Annotated in this window: 18 protein-coding genes and 1 tRNA gene; 14 read left to right on the plus strand and 5 right to left on the minus strand. The window is 64.6% G+C overall.

What is annotated here, in order from left to right; genetic code table 11:
- Positions 1-71: 71 nt before the first annotated feature.
- Together dapA and AC1DTQ_RS01310 are read left to right on the plus strand one after the other, a co-directional pair.
- Entirely contained in the window at positions 72-980 is a 909-nt protein-coding gene (dapA, locus tag AC1DTQ_RS01305) for a 4-hydroxy-tetrahydrodipicolinate synthase (protein WP_477847355.1), read from the plus strand.
- 72 nt (positions 981-1052) lie between these two features.
- Complete coding sequence (locus AC1DTQ_RS01310; RefSeq protein WP_477847357.1) at positions 1053-1550, plus strand: hypothetical protein; 498 nt, start codon at positions 1053-1055, stop codon at positions 1548-1550.
- A 104-nt stretch (positions 1551-1654) separates the two neighbouring features.
- On the opposite strand, the gene fdxA is transcribed toward AC1DTQ_RS01310, so the two are convergent.
- Both fdxA and AC1DTQ_RS01320 read right to left on the minus strand, forming a co-directional pair.
- Entirely contained in the window at positions 1655-1978 is a 324-nt protein-coding gene (gene fdxA / locus AC1DTQ_RS01315) for a ferredoxin FdxA (protein WP_093280480.1), read from the minus strand.
- A gap of 203 nt (positions 1979-2181) precedes the next feature.
- A tRNA-Glu gene (locus AC1DTQ_RS01320) sits at positions 2182-2256 on the minus strand.
- Between the two features lie 57 nt (positions 2257-2313).
- Here AC1DTQ_RS01320 and pcnB point away from each other — a divergent pair.
- From pcnB to pgi, 6 genes are read left to right on the plus strand one after another with little or no spacing between them, the layout of a single operon-like run.
- A complete protein-coding gene (gene pcnB, locus AC1DTQ_RS01325; protein ID WP_477847358.1) occupies positions 2314-3738 on the plus strand; it encodes a polynucleotide adenylyltransferase PcnB in 1425 nt (474 codons plus the stop codon).
- Positions 3735-4229 (plus strand): 2-amino-4-hydroxy-6-hydroxymethyldihydropteridine diphosphokinase, encoded by a 495-nt coding sequence (folK, locus tag AC1DTQ_RS01330; RefSeq protein ID WP_477847359.1) that lies wholly within the window; start codon positions 3735-3737, stop codon positions 4227-4229. The genes pcnB and folK overlap by 4 nt, the downstream gene beginning before the upstream one ends.
- Before the next feature lie 10 nt (positions 4230-4239).
- A complete protein-coding gene (gene panB / locus AC1DTQ_RS01335) occupies positions 4240-5052 on the plus strand; it encodes a 3-methyl-2-oxobutanoate hydroxymethyltransferase (protein ID WP_477847360.1) in 813 nt (270 codons plus the stop codon).
- Positions 5053-5106: 54 nt separating this feature from the next.
- Positions 5107-5949 (plus strand): pantoate--beta-alanine ligase, encoded by an 843-nt coding sequence (panC, locus tag AC1DTQ_RS01340; RefSeq protein ID WP_477847361.1) that lies wholly within the window; start codon positions 5107-5109, stop codon positions 5947-5949.
- Between the two features lie 59 nt (positions 5950-6008).
- The gene (panD, locus tag AC1DTQ_RS01345) at positions 6009-6389 is read left to right on the plus strand and encodes an aspartate 1-decarboxylase (RefSeq protein WP_310090229.1); all 381 of its coding nucleotides are present in this window, start codon (positions 6009-6011) and stop codon (positions 6387-6389) included.
- Complete coding sequence (gene pgi / locus AC1DTQ_RS01350; RefSeq protein ID WP_477847362.1) at positions 6386-7903, plus strand: glucose-6-phosphate isomerase; 1518 nt, start codon at positions 6386-6388, stop codon at positions 7901-7903. The genes panD and pgi overlap by 4 nt, the downstream gene beginning before the upstream one ends.
- A 146-nt stretch (positions 7904-8049) precedes the next feature.
- On the opposite strand, the gene queG is transcribed toward pgi, so the two are convergent.
- Positions 8050-9150, minus strand: a complete 1101-nt coding sequence (gene queG, locus AC1DTQ_RS01355) for a tRNA epoxyqueuosine(34) reductase QueG (RefSeq protein ID WP_477847363.1) — start codon at positions 9148-9150, stop codon at positions 8050-8052.
- 23 nt (positions 9151-9173) lie between these two features.
- On the opposite strand from queG, the gene AC1DTQ_RS01360 reads away from it, so the two are divergent.
- The 6 genes from AC1DTQ_RS01360 to AC1DTQ_RS01385 all read left to right on the plus strand — a co-directional run bounded on the left by AC1DTQ_RS01360 (position 9174) and on the right by AC1DTQ_RS01385 (position 16616).
- Positions 9174-10658, plus strand: a complete 1485-nt coding sequence (locus tag AC1DTQ_RS01360) for an NAD(P)H-hydrate dehydratase (RefSeq protein WP_477847365.1) — start codon at positions 9174-9176, stop codon at positions 10656-10658.
- Positions 10658-11179, plus strand: a complete 522-nt coding sequence (gene tsaE / locus AC1DTQ_RS01365; protein ID WP_477847366.1) for a tRNA (adenosine(37)-N6)-threonylcarbamoyltransferase complex ATPase subunit type 1 TsaE — start codon at positions 10658-10660, stop codon at positions 11177-11179. Before AC1DTQ_RS01360 ends, tsaE begins: the two co-directional genes overlap by 1 nt.
- Before the next feature lie 36 nt (positions 11180-11215).
- A complete protein-coding gene (locus AC1DTQ_RS01370; RefSeq protein ID WP_477847367.1) occupies positions 11216-12787 on the plus strand; it encodes an N-acetylmuramoyl-L-alanine amidase in 1572 nt (523 codons plus the stop codon).
- Between the two features lie 64 nt (positions 12788-12851).
- A complete protein-coding gene (gene mutL, locus AC1DTQ_RS01375; RefSeq protein ID WP_477847368.1) occupies positions 12852-14678 on the plus strand; it encodes a DNA mismatch repair endonuclease MutL in 1827 nt (608 codons plus the stop codon).
- Positions 14679-14697: 19 nt separating this feature from the next.
- Complete coding sequence (locus tag AC1DTQ_RS01380) at positions 14698-15636, plus strand: DUF1684 domain-containing protein (protein ID WP_477847369.1); 939 nt, start codon at positions 14698-14700, stop codon at positions 15634-15636.
- 11 nt (positions 15637-15647) lie between these two features.
- Positions 15648-16616: a TraB/GumN family protein gene (locus AC1DTQ_RS01385; RefSeq protein ID WP_477847371.1), complete on the plus strand. Its 969-nt coding sequence runs from the start codon at positions 15648-15650 to the stop codon at positions 16614-16616.
- A 104-nt stretch (positions 16617-16720) separates the two neighbouring features.
- Here the strand turns inward: AC1DTQ_RS01385 and rnfB are convergent, their stop codons facing one another.
- The gene (rnfB, locus tag AC1DTQ_RS01390) at positions 16721-17122 is read right to left on the minus strand and encodes an Rnf electron transport complex subunit RnfB (protein WP_477847372.1); all 402 of its coding nucleotides are present in this window, start codon (positions 17120-17122) and stop codon (positions 16721-16723) included.
- Between the two features lie 22 nt (positions 17123-17144).
- Entirely contained in the window at positions 17145-19226 is a 2082-nt protein-coding gene (gene metG, locus AC1DTQ_RS01395) for a methionine--tRNA ligase (RefSeq protein ID WP_477847373.1), read from the minus strand.
- Positions 19227-19241 lie beyond the last annotated feature (15 nt).

The raw sequence follows: 19241 nt of genomic DNA on the forward strand, positions 1-19241 counted from the left end.
GCGCTTTCCAGCCGCAAGTAACATCGCAGGGTGCGCGGCGATCCGCGCGACCCCATTCCAAAGGCAACCGCTTGTCCCTCTCCGGCAGTATCACCGCACTTGCGACACCGTTCACGGTTGCCGGCGATCTCGACCTCGATGCCTGGCGCCGTTTGCTGCAGCAGCAGCTCGAGGGTGGTACCCAGGGCATTGTCGTGGCCGGTTCGACCGGCGAAGCCGCGGCATTGAGCGATGCCGAATACGATCTTCTGCTTAAAACCGCGGTTGAAACCGTGGCCGGCCGGATCCCCGTTTTGGCGGGCACCGGCCAGATGAACACCGCCAAGACCATCGCCCAGACCCGCCGGGCCGCCGCCCTCGGCGCGGATCTGGCGCTGGTGGTGACTCCGCCGTACGTGCGCCCGACTCAGGCCGGGCTGATCGCCCATTTCATTGCCGTAGCCGATCAGGGCGGTCTGCCGGTGGTGTTGTACAACGTGCCCGGCCGTACCGGCTGCGATCTGCTGCCTGAAACGGTGGCCCAACTGGTTTCCCATCCGAACATCGTCGGCATCAAGGAAGCGCGCTCGGAACCAGAGCGCATGTCGGCCTTGCTGGCCCTGCGCAGCGAAAGCTTCGCGGTGCTGAGCGGCGACGATCCCACCGCCTGCCGCGCCATGCTGGCGGGCGCGGACGGTTTGATCTCGGTCGGTTCGAACGCGCTGCCGCGCTCCTTCCGCAAGCTTTGCGACCTGTCGCGCAGTCGCGAACGGGCCGCGGCGGAACGCCAGGATGCGCAGATGCAGGATTTCTATGCCTTCTTCGGCGTGGAATCCAATCCCATCCCGGTGAAGGCGCTGTTGCAGCGTTTGGGTTACGGTGCGGGCCTGCGCCTGCCGCTGTTGCCGCTTTCCGAGGCTCATGTCGCCGAGGCGGACCGTCTGTATGGCGCCGCCACGGTCATAGAAGAACAATCCGGCCGCGAAGCCGTCGCAGCTTGAATCAAACCAGTCAAATCAAGCCAGTCGCGAAGTAGTCGCGGCTTAATACCAGAACTCTCAGGAGATTACCCAATGCGTTCCCATTCCCCGTTCCTGCGCCCGCTCGCCATCGCGGCACTGGCCATCGCCGTGCTTGGCGTCACCGGCTGCAAGTGGTTCCGCAAAGGCAATCCGGACTATGCAATGAGCGCCGAGACTAGGCCGCTGGAAGTGCCGCCGGATCTCAACCTGCCCAACACCGCCGGCGCCATGCAACTGCCGCCGACAGGCGCGCCGACCACCCCGCAGGCTGTGGCGACTTCCGCAACCGGTTTCAACGTAGCGGGTCCGCGCGATGAGGTGTTCGCCAAGGTCGGCGATGCGCTGGCAGGCGTGGAAGGCCTCACCATCGCCAGCCGCGCGCAGCTGCTGGGCAGCTACGATGTCGCCTACGAAGGCAGTAACTTCCTGGTGCGCGTGGTAGCGGTGGAGGCTGGTACGTATGTGTCGGCGGTAGATCCGCGCGGCCTTCCCGCCGCAGGATCGGCGCCGAAACTGATGGCGGCGCTGAAGGCGAAGCTGGGCGGCTGATCGCCGGAGTTACGGGTTACGAAAAGGGCGCCTCAGGCGCCCTTTTTGTTGTTGTCGGTTTGCTGGAAATCCCCGCGCCCGGAGATCCCGAGCCAGCGCTATGCTCATCGCTCCAGCAACGGCAGCTTGTCCGTTTTTCCTTCCCATTCCTTCGCGTCGGGCAGTGCTTCCTTGCGCACGGTGATGACCGGCCAAGCCATGGCCAATTCCTTGTTCAACGCCACGTAGCCTTCCTGACCGGCGGGGACGTCGTCCTCGGGATAGATGGCGTTGATGGGGCATTCGGGCTCGCACAGCGTGCAATCGATGCACTCGTCCGGGTCGATCACCAGGAAGTTGGGGCCTTCATGGAAACAATCCACCGGGCACACCTCCACGCAGTCGGTGTACTTGCACTTGATGCAGTTCTCGGTGACGACGAAGGGCATGGGTCCGGTCCGATGGGAGGTGCGGCAAGTTTAGAGCATCGTGAGTTTAGAGCACCGCAAATCTAGAGCGCCGCAAGGGCACTATTGCGCGGCATCGCCGATATCGCGCAGCGGAAGACGCAAAAAAGCCCGGCCAGAAGACCGGGCTTTGCCAGCGATTGCCCGGACCGGGAGCGGGTGGCTCCAGGCGCGGAAAGGGAATTTGGTGCTCCCTAGGGAATTCGAATCCCTATTTTAGCCTTGAGAGGGCCACGTCCTAACCGTTAGACGAAGGGAGCTTTTGGTAAGCAGCGTCGTGACGGACTAGTATATTCGCCAGTCCGCGCCTGCGGCAAATGCCAACAGGCCGGAACCAGCCCGGAATCCACCCGAAACTGACCCGCAACATTCCTACAGACGGACCCGCCACCATTACGTCGCAAGCCTTCCCACCCGCCGTCTCCCTGCGCGTCATCCCGCGCGACCAGCACAACATCTCGCGAAAGGACATCAGTCCCAATGCGCTGCGCGTGCTGTACCGACTGCGCGATTCGGGCTTCGCCGGCTATCTAGTCGGCGGCGCGGTCCGCGACCTGCTGGTCGGAGGCCACCCGAAGGACTTCGACATCGCCACCGATGCGACCCCTGAGCAGGTCAAGGCGTTGTTCCGCAACAGCCGTCTGATCGGCCGGCGGTTCCGGCTGGCGCATGTGGTATTCGGTCGCGAGATCATCGAGGTCGCCACTTTCCGCGCCAACGTCGACGACGGCAGCGGCGATCGCGAGCAGCATGAAGGCGGTCGCCTGTTGCGCGACAACGTCTATGGAACCATCGAGGACGATGCGGTGCGCCGCGATTTCACCGCCAATGCGCTGTATTACGCCATCGAGGATTTCTCGGTGCGCGATTACGTCGGCGGTTTCGAGGACGTGCAGGCGCGCAGCATGAAGCTGATCGGCGACCCCGAGCAGCGCTACCGCGAGGATCCGGTGCGGATGCTGCGCGCGATACGGCTGGCCGCCAAACTGGGTTTCGAGATCGACCCGGCCTCCGCCGAACCGATCGCGCGTTTGGCGCCGCTGCTTTCCGAAGCCGCTCCAGCCAGATTGTTCGAGGAACTGCTGAAGCTGTTCCTTTCGGGCAATGCCGTAGCCAGTTTCGAGGGCCTCGAGCGCTTCGGCCTATTGCCGGCGATCCTTCCCGAAACCGCCGCCGCACTCGCTTCCAACCGCAGCGGCGCCTTGCGCAGCATGCTGCTGGAGGGCCTGCGCGGCACCGACGCGCGCGTAGCCAACGACGAACCGGTCTCACCGGCGTTCCTGTTCGCGCTGCTGCTGTGGCCGGCGTATTGCCGGGCATTGATCGGCCTGCAGGCACAGGGCGTGAATGCGGAAGAGGCCCAGCGCCGTGCCGCCGACCGGGTGACCCTGCACCAGCTTGGCACGGTCGCTTTGCCGCGCCGTTTTTCCCTGCCCATGCAGGAAATCTGGCTGCTGCAATCGCGCTTCAGTTCGAGGCAGCGCAAGCGGGTGATGCGTCTGCTGGCGCATCCGCGTTTCCGCGCCGCCTATGATTTCTTGCTGCTGCGGCTGACGGCCTCCAGCGAGCACGCTGAAGATGTGGCTTTCTGGCGTGAAGCCCAGACCCAATCGGGTGAAGAGCTGTCGGCTGCCCTAGGTGTGGCGATTCCCCGAGATGCTTATGCGGAAGACGACGCTGCGCCGCCCAAGCGCCGCCGCCGTCGCCGTCGCTCCGGCAGTGCCGCGCCCGCCGCGGAATGACGGGTCTCGTGATTGCCTTTGTCGGCCTGGGTGGCAATCTGGGCGATGCCGTCGCGACCTTGCGCTCGGCGGCCCAAGCCTTGGGCGGCTTGCCCGAAACCCGCCTGCTGCGGGCGTCGAGCTTGTATCGGACGCCGGCATGGGGACTGGAACAGCAGGCGGACTTCATCAATGGCGTCACCATGCTGGAAACGCGGCTCGAAGCGCGTCCCTTGCTGGAGGCCTTGCTTGCGGTCGAGCGCGATTTCGGCCGCGAACGCGAAGCCTCGTCCCGTTGGGGCCCGCGCACGCTGGACCTGGACTTGCTGTTGTATGGCGACGCGGTGATCGCCGAGCCCGGATTGCAGGTGCCGCATCCGCACCTGCATGAGCGTGCCTTCGCTCTGGTGCCTTTGCTCGAGATCGCACCGGATATCCTCATCCCGGGACAAGGCCGGGCGCAAGATGCTCTGTCCAGCCTGGATATCTCGGCCATCGAGTCGTTAGGGTGATAATCAGCCAATGAGCACACACGCCGAGATCAAGAAGTGGACCCTGCCTACGCTGGCCGCCGCCAAGCGCGAACAGCGCAAGCTGGTGATGCTGACCGCTTACGACTACAGCTTCGCGCGAGTGGTCGACGCCAATGGCGTAGACCTCGTCCTGGTCGGCGACTCGCTGGGCATGGTGGTGCAGGGCCGCGATTCGACCTTGCCGGTAACCGTAGAGCATGTTGCCTACCACACCGCGGCGGTTGCGCGTGGGCTAAGCCGGGCAATGCTGATCTCCGATCTTCCTTTTCAGTCCGACGCCACCCCCGAGCGTGCGATGCAGGCGTCCATCGCGCTGCTGCAGGCCGGTGCGGAGATGGTGAAGCTAGAGGGCGCGGGCCACAAACTCGAAGTCATCCGCTTCCTGGCCGAGCGCGATATTCCGGTCTGCGCGCACCTTGGTCTGACCCCACAGTCGGTGCTGAAGTTCGGCGGTTATAAGGTGCAGGGACGCGACGAGAACGCCGCAGCCAAATTGCGTGCCGATGCGCAGGCGGTGGCCGAAGCCGGTGCTTCGATGATGGTGCTGGAATGCGTGCCTTCGCCGCTCGCCGCGGCCATCACCGCAGCTAGCGCGGTTCCCACCATCGGCATCGGCGCCGGTCCCGATTGCGACGGCCAGGTGCTGGTGCTGCACGACTTCCTGGGGATCGACACAGGCCATCGCAAGCCCAAATTCGTCAAGGACTTCCTGGGCGAGGGCGGTTCGATCGCAGGCGCGATCGCCGCTTATGCCGCAGCGGTACGCGATGGCTCGTTCCCCGACGCCGAACACTCCTACTGAGCGTTCCCCGCTGAACATCCCTGATAAAAGCCCGCGCCCGCATAAGGAAGCGCAATGATCGAAACCATCACCGAACTCGACGCGCTGCGCGCGCGGGTCAATGGCTGGAAGCGCGAGGGCTTGCGGGTCGGCTTCGTGCCGACCATGGGCAATCTGCATGCCGGTCATTACTCGCTGGTGATGTTGGCGCGCCAGTACGCCGACCGCGTAGTGTCCAGCGTGTTCGTCAATCCGACCCAGTTCGGCCCCAACGAAGACTTCACCCGTTACCCGCGTACGCCTGAAGCGGACACCACCGGGCTCGAAGGCGCCGGTTGCGATGTCCTCTGGTTGCCGACCGTGGAATCTATGTATCCGTTCGGCATCGAACTGGCCGCCAGCATCAACGTGCCCGGCGTCAGCAGCGTGCTGGAAGGCGCCCATCGCCCCGGACACTTCGACGGTGTGTGTACGGTGGTCACTCGCCTGTTCAACCAGGTGCAGCCCGATGTCGCCGCATTCGGCAAGAAGGATTTCCAGCAGCTCGCCGTGATCCGGCAGATGGTGCGCGACCTCGCCTTTCCCATCGAGATACTGGGCGGCAGCATCGTGCGCGAAAGCGATGGGCTGGCGATGAGTTCGCGCAACCAGTATTTGTCTGCCGAAGAGCGCCCGGCCGCGGCCGAGATACGGCGCACGCTGCTGGCGATGCGCGATGCCGTGACGTCCGGACAACCGCGCCTGACGGTGGAAGCGGAGGCTGCCCGCAGGCTGACGGCGGCCGGTTTCGTCGTGGATTACGCCGCAGTCAGGCGTCCGGACCTGAGCGAGCCGGAAGACGGCGAAAAGGCCGCGAAAGTGACGCTGATCGCGGCCAAGCTGGGCAAGACCAGGCTGATCGACAATCTGGAGTTCTGAAGCCCCTCTTACGGCTGCGCTTGCTAGACTTCGACTCCCCTTCGATAGCCGCCTCAGCCATGCAACTCAGCCTGCTCAAAGCCAAGATCCACCGCGCCACCGTCACCCATTCCGAGTTGAACTACGAAGGCTCCGTCGCCATCGACGGCCTGCTGCTGGACGCCAGCGGCATACGCGAGTTCGAACAGGTCCACGTCTGGGACGTCACCAATGGCAGCCGCTTCAGCACCTATGCGATTCGCGCGGACGAAGGCAGCGGCATCCTTTCCCTGAATGGCGGCGCCGCCCGTCATGTTCAGGTCGGAGACCTGGTCATCATCGCCGCCTTCGTCGGCGTGAGCGAACAAGAGGCCGCCGCCTTCAAGCCGACTCTGGTCTATGTGGATGCCGACAACCGCCTGACCCACACCAACCACTCCATCCCCAAGCAGGCCGCATGAGCATGAAGCCGGGTTTCGACACGCTGCAGTCCCACGCTGCGCGCTTGCAGGGCGCGCACTCGTCGTCGCTGCTGGCGAAGGATCCGGCGCGCGCGCGCGATTTCGCGCTGCGCCAGGAATCGTTGTATTTCAATTTCGCGCGGCAATCCTACGACCGCGATGCGCTCGATGCGTTGCTGGCTCTGGCGCGGTCGCACGACATGGTAGGTGCGTACCGGCGCTTGTTCGATGGCGAGAAAGTCAACGTCACCGAAGGCCGCGCTGCGTTGCATACGGCGCTGCGCGGCGACCATTCGGGCGCCGCGATCGCGCGCGAAGCCTATGCGACCGCAGGTGCGGTCCGCCTGCGCATGGGCGCATTGGTCGCGGAACTCGAGGCCAGCGGCATCACCGATATCGTCAGCGTCGGCATTGGCGGTTCCGATCTGGGGCCGAGGCTGGTGGCCGATGCGCTGCGCGAGCCGGCCGGCGGCCGTTTCCGCGTGCATTTCCTTTCCAACGTGGATGGCGCCGCCGCGCAACGCACGCTGGCGCCGCTCGATCCGGCACGCACCGCCGCGATCTTGATCTCCAAGACTTTCGGCACCCAGGAAACGCTGCTCAATGGCGGCATCCTGCGCGACTGGCTGGGCGGCAGCGAACGCCTGTACGCGGTCAGCGCCAATCCCGAGCGCGCCGCCGCCGCATTCAATATCGCGGCCGAGCGCGTGCTGCCGATGTGGGACTGGGTGGGCGGCCGCTACTCGCTGTGGTCCGCGGTAGGTCTGCCGATCGCGCTGGCGATCGGTTTCGATCGTTTCGAAGGTCTGCTCGCTGGTGCGTCGGAGTTCGATGCGCATGTGTTGAATTCGCCGCTGGAAAGCAATATCTCGGTCCGCCACGCGCTGACGGCGGTGTGGAATCGGAATGTTCTCCGCCATGCCGCGCACGGCGTGATGACCTACGACCAGCGTCTTGCCTTGCTGCCTGCCTATCTGCAGCAGCTGGTAATGGAAAGTCTGGGCAAGTCGGTGAAGCTGGATGGCAGTGCGGTGGACGGCGATACGGTGCCGGTGTGGTGGGGCGGGGCGGGTACCGACGTGCAGCACAGTTTCTTCCAGGCATTGCACCAGGGCACGGGTATCGTGCCACTGGATTTCGTCGGCACCATCCGCAACGACGATCCGTATGCGGAAAATCATTTGGCCTTGATGTCCAATCTTTTCGCCCAGGCCGAAGCGCTGGCCAACGGCCAGTCCAGCGAAGATCCGCATCGCGCCTATGCCGGCGGCCGGCCGAGCACCTTGATACTGCTGGATGCGTTGACGCCGCAGTCGCTGGGCGCGCTGATCGCGATGTACGAACACAGTGTTTACGCGCAATCCGTGCTGTGGGGAATCAATGCCTTCGATCAGTTCGGAGTCGAGCTGGGCAAGCAGCTGGCGAACGGTTTGCTCCCGGCGCTGCGCGGTGAGGCCGAAGCCAATGATCCGGTCACTAAGGTGTTGCTGGCAGAGCTGAAGGCGCGATCCTAAGAAACCAGTCGTCAAAAACTCGATCGTCATCCCAGCGAAAGCTGGGATCCATCTTGATTTTCGCAGTGACGTGCCGGGATCAAGATCAAGATCAAAATGGATCCCAGCTTTCGCTGGGATGACGACATCTGGCTGGGATGACGACTCTAGCTTTGGTGACGCGCCAGCGCCCACGCCACATGCTCACGCACTACCATTGATTCGCTGTCCCTCCGCGAAGTCAGCGCGGCCTTCACTTCCGGCGTGCTCGGCGCATTCCCCAACCCCACCGCGATATTCCGCAGCCAACGCTCGTAGCCGCTGCGACGGATTGCCGAGCCTTCGGTGCGGCTGAGGAACTCGGCTTCCGACCATGCAAACAGTTGCGGCAGCGTAGCCACGTCCAGGTCATTACGCGCGCGAAAATCCGGCTCGTCCGTGCGTTTTGCGAATTTGTTCCAGGGACACACCAACTGGCAGTCGTCGCAGCCGAAGATGCGGTTGCCGATGGCCGGCCGCAGTTCCTCGGGAATCGAACCTTCATGCTCGATGGTCAAGTAGGAGATGCATCGGCGCGCGTCCAGCCGGTAAGGCGCCACGATGGCCTGGGTCGGACAGATGTCGATGCAGCGCGTGCAGGTGCCGCAATGCGCGCTGGCAGGTGCGTCGACGGGCAAGGGCAGATCGACGTAGATCTCGCCTAGGAAGAACCACGAGCCGCCGTCCTTGTCGATCAGGCAAGTGTGTTTGCCGATCCAGCCCAGCCCCGCATTTCTTGCCAAGGCACGCTCCAGCACCGGTGCCGAATCCACGAACACGCGATGGCCGAACGCTCCGACTTCTTCCTGTATCCGTTCCGCTAGTTTCTGCAGACGTTGCCGCATCAGCTTGTGATAGTCGCGGCCCAATGCGTAGCGGGCGACATAGGCGCGCTCGCCGTTCTCCAGCGTGGTCCAGGCTTCCTCGCCATCATTGCGGCCGTAGTCCAGGCCGACCGAGATCACCCGCAAAGTTCCAGGAATCAGTTCGTCGGGCCGGGCGCGCTTGTCGCCGTGCCGTGCCATCCAATCCATCGAGCCGTACAGGCCCTTGGCCAGCCAGTCGCGTAGATGGGTTTCGTCCTCGCCAAGCTCGATGCCGGTGATCCCGCAGCGCTGGAAGCCGAGTTCGCGCGACAACGCGCGCACGCGCTGGGCGAGCGCGGCCGGATCAGGTCGAGCTTGATCGGGTCGGACTTGGTTAGGCCTGGCGATGAACGAAGAAACCATGGGCCAAGTATAGAATCCCTGCCATGTACGGATTACTGCCCTTATTCGACACCCGCGCCGCGCGTTTGCTGGACACCCGTGCGACGGCGCTGCTAGGAGGCGATGGCTACGCGCTGATGCAGCGCGCGGGACAGGCTGCCTGGCAGCATGTGCTGCAGCATTGGCCCGCTGCGCAACGCATCACCGTGGTGTGCGGGCCCGGCAACAATGGCGGCGATGGCTATGTGCTGGCGCGCCTGGCGCACCGCTCCGGCCGCAGTGTGAAGGTGGTGCACCTGGCCGAGCACGTGCCCGGTACGGAACTTTCCCAGCGCGCGTGCACCGACTATGTGGCGGTGGGAGGAGAGATCGGGATTTTTCCTGAAGTCGTGCCGCACGGTGATCTGGTGGTGGACGCTCTGTTCGGCATCGGTCTGTCGCGCCCGCCCGACGCGTTCGCCACTGCGCTGATCGATGCCATCAACGGGCAGCCCGCACCGGTGCTGGCGCTGGATGTGCCCAGCGGTTTGGACGCCGACAAGGGTTCTGCTTCCGGCAAAGTAGTGACTGCCTCGCGCACCTTGCAGTTCATCGCGCGGCACGCGGGCTTGCACACTGGCGAAGCGCTTGAGCACACAGGCGAGCTGGAGCTGGAAGGACTGGAGGTTCCTGCCGAGGTTTTTTCCACGGTCGAGCCCGGGGCATCGCTGCTGACGCAGGAAGCGTTGTCATACTGGCTGCTGCCGCGTCGCCGCAATACGCACAAGGGAGAATCGGGCCGCGCGCTATGCATTGGCGGCGACCATGGGCATGGCGGCGCCATTCTGTTGTGCGCGGAAGCGGCCTTGCGCAGCGGTACGGGCCTGCTGAGCGTGGCGACCCGCGAAACACACGTGCCGGCGATATTGGCGAGGCGTCCCGAAGCGATGGCGCGCGCGGTCGAGTCCGGAGCCGAATTGAAGCCGCTGTTTTCGCAGGTCGACGCGATAGCCATCGGCCCCGGTTTGGGTCAGGGCGACTGGGGCCGGGCGATGCTGAAACTCGCGCTGGCGGCGGACAAACCGCTGGTGCTGGATGCCGATGCGCTGAATCTGATCGCTGCCGAACCCTGTGCGCTTGCCGATGCGATCCTGACCCCGCATCCGGGCGAAGCGGCGCGTCTGCTCGGCATAGAGACGACCGAAGTGCAGCGCGATCGCTTCGCCGCCGCGCAAGCCATCGCGGAACGTTACCAGGCGGTCGCCGTGCTCAAGGGCGCGGGGACGATCATCGCAGCGCCTGGGCAGGCGCCGCGCGTGCTGGATGCCGGCAATCCGGGCATGGCGGTGGGCGGCATGGGCGATGTGCTGACCGGCGTGATCGTGGCGTTGCGGGCGAGCGGCATGTCCGCTTTCGATGCGGCCAGCGCTGGCGCGTTGTTGCATTCGCTTGCAGGCGATGCCGCCGCGGAAGAGGGCGAACGCGGACTCATACCTACGGATCTTTTCTTGCCTCTGCGTCGCCTGGCCAATCCGGTGGGGGGCGATTGATGCACCTGCTGCTTCCGACAAGCGACGCGACCGAGGCGTTGGGTCGCGCGCTGGCGATCACGCGTCCGGCGTATGCGGTCGTGCATCTGCAAGGCGACCTGGGCGCGGGCAAGTCCACGCTTGCGCGCGCGTTGCTGCGTACGCTGGGCGTAGAGGGCGCGATCCGCAGCCCGACCTACACCTTGGTGGAGCGATATGCGATTCCCGAGGGCGAGGCCTGGCATTTGGATCTTTACCGCATCGGCGATGCGGGCGAGCTGGACTTTCTGGGCCTAGACGACGCAGTGGCCACCCTATGGCTGGTGGAATGGCCCGAGCGCGCAGGCCTTACTCTGCCCAAAGCCGACCTGCGCGTGGAACTGGCGACGCAGGGTGTCGGTCGGGAGGCCAAGCTGAGTGCCGGCACGGGAATAGGCGAGCGCTGGCTGGCGCTCCTGGCCGCTTCGGGTGAAGTTGCGGCGCTATCTTCCCAGTCACGACAGGAAGTTCCGGCAGGTCACGGATTATTAAGGGAAAAATAGTTGCATTCCTCGGCGGATGGTGCTTGAATCCGCCGCATGCATAAGGGGATTACCCGTTTCGGCAGAACCACGGTGGGCATTGCGCTCGCTTTGGGCGTTGCATGCCCCGTTTTAGCCGGTGAAATTCGTGGGATCAGCGTCGATACCAGCGCCACCGGCACCCGCGCCGAGATCCAGTTGGAGGGCAAGGGCGAGTACAAAACCATTTCCCTGGCCGGCCCGGATCGGCTGGTCGTAGACCTGCCTGCTTCCACCGCCATGCGCGGCCTGAAACTCCCGGCGGGCGCCGGGATCGTCAAGTCGGTACGCACCGGCCAGCCGACGCCGGATACGTTGCGCATCGTGTTCGATCTTTCGTCTTCGGTCGTGGCGATGAAGCCGCGCCTGGAGTCCACCGGCAGCGGTGCGCGGCTGGTGTTGGAATGGCCCGGCGACGGTCCCGCCCCCTCGACGGTCGCGGCCAAACCGACGGCGGTCGAATCTCCGCCTGCGACGAGCCAAGCCAGTACCCAACAAGCCAGTACGCAAACCGCGGCGCAAGCGACTGCTGCGTTGACTTCCGCCGCCGTGCAACAGGCAGTGGCAAAACCGCCTGCGGTTTCGCCGCAGCTCTCGCCGCAGGCTATTCTCAATGGCCAGAGCACCCAGGCTGCGGTTCCCGTTAGCACCGGCGAAGCCCGTGCTGAGCCGACACAACCGGTCCCTGGTCAGTACACCATCGCGACGGGAGTGCCGACACCTGCCACGCCCGCCGCTTCCACGCCGGCGGAAGCCCCGGCAACCGGCGAGCCCGCCCCTTACAAGCCAGTGCCGCAGGTGCCGATGCGAACCGGCATGCGTCCGCTCGTCATCGCCATCGATGCAGGCCATGGCGGCCAAGATCCCGGCGCGCAAGGCCCCACCGGCAAGCGCGAGAAGGACGTCACCCTGGCGGTGGCGCGCGAGCTGGCGCGCCAGATCAACGCCACGCCGGGCATGAAGGCCTACCTGGTGCGCGACGGCGACTATTTCATTCCGCTGCCCCAGCGCGCGCAGAAGGCGCGCGCCAACAGGGCCGACATGTTCGTCTCTATCCATGCCGATGCCGCCGAAAACCGCAGCGCACGCGGTTCGTCGGTGTACGTGCTTTCGCTCAGGGGCGCTTCCTCGCAGCGGGCGCGTTGGCTGGCGGATAAGGAAAACTCCTCCGATCTGGTCGGTGGCGTGCGCCTGCAACAGGTGGACAACACCTTGTCGTCGGTCCTGCTGGACCTGGCCCAGAGCGGCCACATGAAAGCATCCGAGGACGCCGCCAACCACGTGCTGGACGGACTCAAGCGCGTGGGCAACAACCACAAGCCGAACATCGAGCGCGCCAACTTCGCGGTGCTGCGCACTTCCGACATGCCCGCCATGCTGGTGGAAACCGCGTTCATCTCCAATGCCGACGAAGAGCGGCGCCTGACCGACCCGGGCTACCAGCGCAAGGTCGCCGGTGCGGTGCTCGATGGCGTGCAAACCTATTTCACTCGCCAACCGCCGCCAGGCACGCTGTTCGCGGCGCGCGCCGCCGCCGCGGACGCAGCGGCCAGAAGCACCGCCAGCGCCGGCAGCGCGGGCGCACCGTAAGCTCCACCCCTCGGCTATCATCACGTCTGTTTTCCCGACGACGCTTGCGCGTCGCCACCAGACCGTGCAGATCCGCCAACTCCCCGACACCCTCATCAACCAGATTGCCGCAGGCGAGGTCGTCGAACGCCCCGCGTCCGTGGTCAAGGAGCTGGTGGAAAACGCATTGGATGCCGGTGCTTTGCGCATCGACATTGATCTGGAGGAAGGCGGCATCCGCCTGATCCGCATCCGCGACGACGGTGGCGGCATCGCCCCGGAAGAACTGCCGCTGGCGGTCGCACGCCACGCGACTAGCAAGATCGCCTCGCTGGACGACCTGGAGGCAGTGGCCACGCTCGGCTTCCGCGGCGAAGCCTTGCCGTCGATCGCTTCGGTTAGCCGTTTCTCGTTGTCCTCGCGCCGCGCCGGCGACGAACATGGCGCGTCTCTGCAGGTCGAAGGCGGCAAGCTGGGTGAAGTAGCGCCCAAGGCGCAGGCACCCGGCACCACGGTGGAAGTGCGCGAACTGTTCTACAACGTGCCTGCACGACGTAAGTTCCTGCGCGCCGAGCGCACCGAGCTGGGGCATATCGAAGAATGGTTGCGTTCGCTCGCGTTGGCGCGCCCGGATGTGGAGCTGCGCGTCAGCCATAACGGCCGTCCTTCGCGCCGCTACAAGCCCGATCTGCTGGATGCATCGCTGCGCTTGAACGAAACCCTGGGCGAGGATTTCGCACGCCAGGCCTTGCGAGTGGAGCATGGCGCGGCGGGCCTGCGCCTGCACGGCTGGATCGCGTTGCCCAGTTATTCGCGCGCCAGCGCGGACCAGCAATACCTCTACGTCAACGGCCGCGCGGTGCGCGATCGCAACATCGCCCACGCGGTGAAGATGGCCTATCAGGACGTGCTGTTCCACGGCCGTCAGCCGGCCTATGTACTGTTTCTCGAAATAGACCCGCTGCGCGTCGATGTCAACGTGCATCCGGCCAAGCATGAAGTCCGTTTCCGCGACACGCGTCTGGTGCACGACTTCGTCTATCGCACTTTGCAGGACGCCCTGGCGGAAACGCGCGCCGGCGCGATTGCCACCGCGACCCAGGGAGCCGCGGACAACGCGCAGTATCCGGCCTCCGCCGCTCCGTTCGGTTCGCCGCAGTCATGGTCGCCGACGCAGCAATCGCCGCTGGGCTTGAGCCTCGGCGAAGCGCCTGCGGCGTATGCCGCGCTCTACGCGCAACCGTCGGTTTTTTCACAACCGTATTCGGCGCAATCGCAGGAGCAGCGTTTGCCGGCCAGCAGCGATGCGGCCGTTCCACCGTTGGGCTATGCCATCGCGCAACTGCATGGCATCTATATCCTGGCCGAGAACGCGGACGGCCTAATCGTGGTGGACATGCATGCGGCGCACGAGCGTATCGGTTACGAGAAATTGAAGAGCGCGCACGACGGCATCGGTCTGCATTCCCAGCCGCTGTTGGTGCCGTTGAATCTGGCCGTGGCCGAGCGCGAAGCGGAAGTCGCCGAGCGCGAAGCCGAAACCCTGGCGACGCTCGGTTTCGACGTGACCCGTAGCGGCCCGCAGTCGCTCAGTGTGCGCAGCGTACCTGCCTTGCTGGCGCAGGCCGAACCGGAGGGTCTGTTGCGCGACGTGCTGACCGACCTACGCGAGCATGGCGGCGATTCGTTGAGTGGCGGCAGGCGCATTGCCGCAGCGCGCGACGAACTCCTTTCCACCATGGCTTGCCATGGGGCGGTGCGCGCCAATCGGCGTCTGTCGGTTCCGGAAATGAACGCACTGCTGCGCGAGATGGAAATAACCGAGCGCTCGGGCCAATGCAATCATGGCCGGCCCACCTGGGCGCGTTTTTCCCTGACTGAAATCGATCGCTGGTTCTTGAGAGGACGTTGAGATGGGGAAGAGTGTGGAGATGGGAAGATCGACCCGCTATGCGTTGGTTGCGTCGCTGCTGTTGCTCGCGGCATGCGGTGGCGACCCCGGCACGGGCCAAAAAGCCGCAGCACCCGCACCCGACCCCAATTTCAGCGCCGACAACGCCATCTGGCGCAATGAACGCAAGCAGGATCTACTCAGGCCCGATGGTTGGACCAGCCTGGTGGGCCTGCACTGGCTGGAACTCAAGGCCCACTACGTCGGCAGCAGCACCGGCAGCGGAATCCATCTGGCGGTAGGTCCGCCCAAGCTGGGCATGGTGGAACAGCGAGACGGAGGCATCTACTTCACGCCGGAAAGCGGCGTCGCTTTGACCCTGGACGGCAAACCGCTCACCGACAGAGTGGAGCTAAAGAACGACCATGACGAAATGCCCAGCCTGATCGGTTTCGACGATGGCAAAGGGCAGCTGAGCGTGATCAAGCGTGGCCAGCGTTTCGGCTTGCGCATCAAGCACGCCGATGCGCCTACGCGCCTGCAGTTCGCCGGGCTCGAATACTGGCCGGCCGATCCGTCTTGGAGAATCGTCGGCAAATTCATTCCGCATCCGCCCGGCAAGACATTGCCCATCGTCGACATCATCGGCACCGCCACGGATGCGCCGAATCCGGGTGCGGTGGAGTTCGTGCGCGAGGGCAAGACCTACCGCATCGAAGCGATGGGCGAGCCGGGCAACGAGCTTTTCCTGGTCTTCGCCGATCGCAGCAGCGGTCATGGCAGCTATCCGGCGGGCCGCTTCATCGATACGGCGGGTCCGGATGCGCAGGGCAGGGTGGTGCTGGATTTCAATCGCGCCTACAGCCCGCCTTGCGCCTTCACCTCCTTCGCGACCTGTCCGTTGCCGCCACCCGAAAACCGCCTCGACCTGGCCATCACCGCCGGCGAAAAAACCTACTCCCATCCCGCAACTTTGTGACCAGGACAACCATGCGTCTACTTCGATTCTGCGGCGTCAAGCCGATGCTGTTGGCTGCGCTGGCCACCTTCGCTTTCGCCGTCAATGCCGATACCGCCAAATCCCCAGTTGCTGCGGCGGCCAGTTCGCCGCCGGTCCCGCTGTTGTGGAAGGTCTCCGACGCCGACAATTCGGTTTACCTGCTGGGCTCGTTCCATTTGCTAAAGCCCAACGACTATCCGCTATCCAAGGAGGTGGATGCGGCGTTCGCCGATGCCGAGTCGCTGGTGTTCGAAATGGCGCCGGAGGAAATGTCTTCACCCGCGCTGGGCATGCAGATGGGGCAAGCCGCGCTGCGCGCCGATGGCACGCAGCTTAATAGCGAGCTTCCGGTTGCCACAGTGAGTTTGCTGGACGCGTGGCTGACGGCCAATGGACCTGACCTGCAGAAGATGGGGCTGACGCCGCAGGTGGTGCAGATGTTCGAGCCCTGGTTCGTCGGCCTGACCATCACCATTACCGAAATGACCAAGCAGGGCCTGGATCCGAAACTCGGCCTGGATACGCATTTGGCCGCGATGGCCGCCGAGGCGGGCAAGCCGACCGCGGGGTTGGAGACCGGTGCGCAGCAGATCGCATTCCTCGACGGAATGAGCAAGGAAGAACAACTCCAGTTCTTGGCCGAGGCCTTGTCCGAATCCAGGGATGCGAAAGAGGAAACCGCCAAGCTGCATGCCGCATGGCGCGCCGGTAAAGCCGATGTGTTGTGGCAAGACATGGGTATGCAGATGAAGAAGGAATATCCGGGCCTATACAAGCGCATCAATGTCGCGCGCAACGATGCGTGGGTGCCCAGGATCGAGAAGCGCCTCAGCGCATCCGGCAAGGACGATACCCTAGTGGTGGTGGGCGCGCTGCACTTGCTGGGGCCGGACGGCGTCGTCGAAAAATTGCGCGCCAAGGGGTATACCGTGGAACGGGTGTGTACCGCGTGCAAGTAATGCGCTAAAAAATCGTGGGAGCGCCGTCCCGGCGCGACCTTTTGACTTGAAGCACCAAAAACTCGCGCCGGGACGGCGCTCCCACCACAACTCTTGATTCAGCCCTACAGCATTTGGATGCAATCTACCGGACAGGCGGGCAGGCAGAGTTCGCAGCCGGTGCATAGCGGTTCGATCACCACGTGCATATGCTTGGCCCCGCCGATGATGGCATCCACCGGACAGGCCTGGATGCATTTGGTGCAGCCGATGCAATCGGCTTCGACGATCAGTGCGACCGCAGGAGGTTTGTGCAATCCGCGCGCTCGATCATAGGGTTGCGCAGCCGTCGATAGAAGGTGTGCAAGTGCCCTTGCGCCTGCGTCGCCGCCGGGTGGGCATCTGTCCACTCCGGCTTCATGCCGGGCCATCGCTTCGGCGTAAGGGCGGCAGCCGTCGAAACCACACTGCCCGCATTGAGTCTGCGGCAGCAGGCGGTCAAGACGCTCGGTAAGTGCGATGTCCACGTTGTCTGCAGCGCATCGGCAATCAGCGAACCGGCATGCCGGGTTCGGCGGTGTCGTCCGCGTCCAGCAGCGCCAGCGCGCCGCCATCGAAACCCGCGGACAGGATCATGCCTTCGCTGACGCCGAATCGCATCTTGCGGGGCGCCAGGTTGGCGATGAACACCACGCTGCGGCCCAGCAGTTTTTCGGGCTCTGCATAACTCGCACGAATGCCCGAGAAGATCTGGCGCTTGCCCAAATCGCCGGCATCCAGCTCGAACCGCAGCAGCTTGTCGGAGCCCTCGACGAATTCGCAGGCAACGACCTTGCCGATGCGCAGGTCGAGTTTGGCGAAATCCTCCATCGAAGCGAAAGCGTCCGTCTTGGTGCCGTCGGCAGTGCGGGCAGTAGCTTTGGCGACTTCCTTGTGCACGGCTGCCGGTTTCGTTTCCGGCGCCGCGGCGGGCGGGGCACCCATGGTGTCTTTTGAGGCTTCGGTCATGGCGGCGATCTGCTTCGGATCGATACGGGTGAACAGCGGCAGGTAGGGTTTGACCGCGTGCGCCAATAGCGGCGTGCCCAGGTCTTGCCAGGCGTAAACAGGCGCGGCGAGGAAGGCCTCCGCCTGTGTCGAGGTATGCGGCAGGATCGGCTTTAAGGCGGCAACCAGCACGCGAAACAGGTTCAGGCCCTGCGTGCACACCGCCTGCAGCTCCGCATCGGCGCCATCCTGCTTGGCGATGACCCAAGGCTTCTTGTCGTCGATATAGCGGTTGGCCTCATCGGCCAGCGCCATAGTCTGGCGGATCGCGCCTGCGGGATCGTTGCGTTCGTAGGCCTCGCGGATCGGCGCCAGAGCAGCCGCGAAGCGCGTATACATCGCGGCGTCGGGCAGCGTCGCCGCCAGTCGCCCGTCGAAGCGCTTTTCGATGAAACCGGCGCAACGGCTGGCCAGGTTGACGAACTTGCCGACCAGATCCGCGTTGACCCGCGCGATGAAATCGCCCAGGTTGAGATCCAGGTCGTCGACGCCGCCGGAGGACTTGGCGGCGTAGTAGTAGCGCAATGCTTCCGGCTCCAGGCCGACGTCCAGGAAGGTCCGCGCCATGACGAAGGTGCCGCGCGATTTGGACATCTTGGCGCCGTCCACGGTCAAATAGCCGTTGACGTGTAGGCGCGTCGGCGCGCGGAAGCCCACAGCCTTGAGCACCGCCGGCCAGAACAGGCCATGGAAGTTGACGATGTCCTTGCCGATGAAATGGTGCAGTTCGGTTTCGGTACCGGCGATCAGATGCGATTCGAAGTCGATGCCGTTGCGTGCGCACAGATTGCGGAAGCTGCTGAGATAGCCGATCGGCGCATCCAGCCAGACGTAGAAATACTTGCCGGGCGCGCCGGGGATTTCGAAGCCGAAATACGGCGCGTCGCGGGAGATATCCCACGCCCGCAGGCCGCCCTCGGCGTCCAGCCATTCCATCAGCTTGGCCTTGACCCCGGGCAGAGCGACATCGCCAGCCAGCCACTCGCGCAGGAACAATTGGAAGCCGCCGACCTCGAAGAAGTAGTGATCGGAATCGCGCAGTTCGGGCGTCGCCCCGGACAGGACCGACTTCGGCTCCTTCAGCTCGGTCGGCGCGTAGGTGGCGCCGCAGTTCTCGCAATTGTCGCCGTACTGGTCAGGGGTACCGCAGTTGGGACAGATGCCCTTGATATAACGATCCGGCAGGAACATGCCTTTTTCCGGATCGTAGAACTGGGCCACGCTGCGGCGCGCAACGTGGCCACCGGCTTCCAGCCGCGCATAGAACAGCTCGGTGAGCTCGCGATTGGCAGCCGAATGGGTCGAGTCGTAGTGGTCGAAGGCGACGCCGAACGCCGCGAAGTCGCGCTCGTGCGAAGCCTGGACATTGGCGATGAAGGTTTCCGGCGTCACCCCCGCTTTTTCCGCGGCCAGCATGATCGGTGTGCCATGGGTGTCGTCCGCGCATACGAACCAGACCGTGTCGCCGCGCAGACGCCGGGCGCGCACCCAGATGTCGGCCTGGATATAGCCGACCAGATGGCCCAGGTGCAGGGGGCCATTGGCATAGGGCAGGGCGGTGGTTACGAGCGCGGTGCGAGTCATGGGATGCGGCGAGCG

It is taken from the genome of Pseudoxanthomonas sp. P4_B2 (assembly GCF_056402315.1).

What these genes read in the sequence shown, in the direction of transcription:
- panC (WP_477847361.1), top strand. Translation starts at nt 5,107, where the DNA reads ATGATCGAAACCATCACCGAACTCGACGCGCTGCGCGCGCGGGTCAAT.
- AC1DTQ_RS01310 (WP_477847357.1), top strand. Translation starts at nt 1,053, where the DNA reads ATGCGTTCCCATTCCCCGTTCCTGCGCCCGCTCGCCATCGCGGCACTG.
- AC1DTQ_RS01380 (WP_477847369.1), top strand. Translation starts at nt 14,698, where the DNA reads ATGGGAAGATCGACCCGCTATGCGTTGGTTGCGTCGCTGCTGTTGCTC.
- fdxA (WP_093280480.1), bottom strand. Translation starts at nt 1,978, where the DNA reads ATGCCCTTCGTCGTCACCGAGAACTGCATCAAGTGCAAGTACACCGAC.
- pcnB (WP_477847358.1), top strand. Translation starts at nt 2,314, where the DNA reads ATGCCAACAGGCCGGAACCAGCCCGGAATCCACCCGAAACTGACCCGC.
- tsaE (WP_477847366.1), top strand. Translation starts at nt 10,658, where the DNA reads ATGCACCTGCTGCTTCCGACAAGCGACGCGACCGAGGCGTTGGGTCGC.
- panD (WP_310090229.1), top strand. Translation starts at nt 6,009, where the DNA reads ATGCAACTCAGCCTGCTCAAAGCCAAGATCCACCGCGCCACCGTCACC.
- AC1DTQ_RS01385 (WP_477847371.1), top strand. Translation starts at nt 15,648, where the DNA reads ATGCGTCTACTTCGATTCTGCGGCGTCAAGCCGATGCTGTTGGCTGCG.
- queG (WP_477847363.1), bottom strand. Translation starts at nt 9,150, where the DNA reads ATGGTTTCTTCGTTCATCGCCAGGCCTAACCAAGTCCGACCCGATCAA.
- pgi (WP_477847362.1), top strand. Translation starts at nt 6,386, where the DNA reads ATGAGCATGAAGCCGGGTTTCGACACGCTGCAGTCCCACGCTGCGCGC.
- AC1DTQ_RS01370 (WP_477847367.1), top strand. Translation starts at nt 11,216, where the DNA reads ATGCATAAGGGGATTACCCGTTTCGGCAGAACCACGGTGGGCATTGCG.
- folK (WP_477847359.1), top strand. Translation starts at nt 3,735, where the DNA reads ATGACGGGTCTCGTGATTGCCTTTGTCGGCCTGGGTGGCAATCTGGGC.
- AC1DTQ_RS01360 (WP_477847365.1), top strand. Translation starts at nt 9,174, where the DNA reads ATGTACGGATTACTGCCCTTATTCGACACCCGCGCCGCGCGTTTGCTG.
- metG (WP_477847373.1), bottom strand. Translation starts at nt 19,226, where the DNA reads ATGACTCGCACCGCGCTCGTAACCACCGCCCTGCCCTATGCCAATGGC.
- panB (WP_477847360.1), top strand. Translation starts at nt 4,240, where the DNA reads ATGAGCACACACGCCGAGATCAAGAAGTGGACCCTGCCTACGCTGGCC.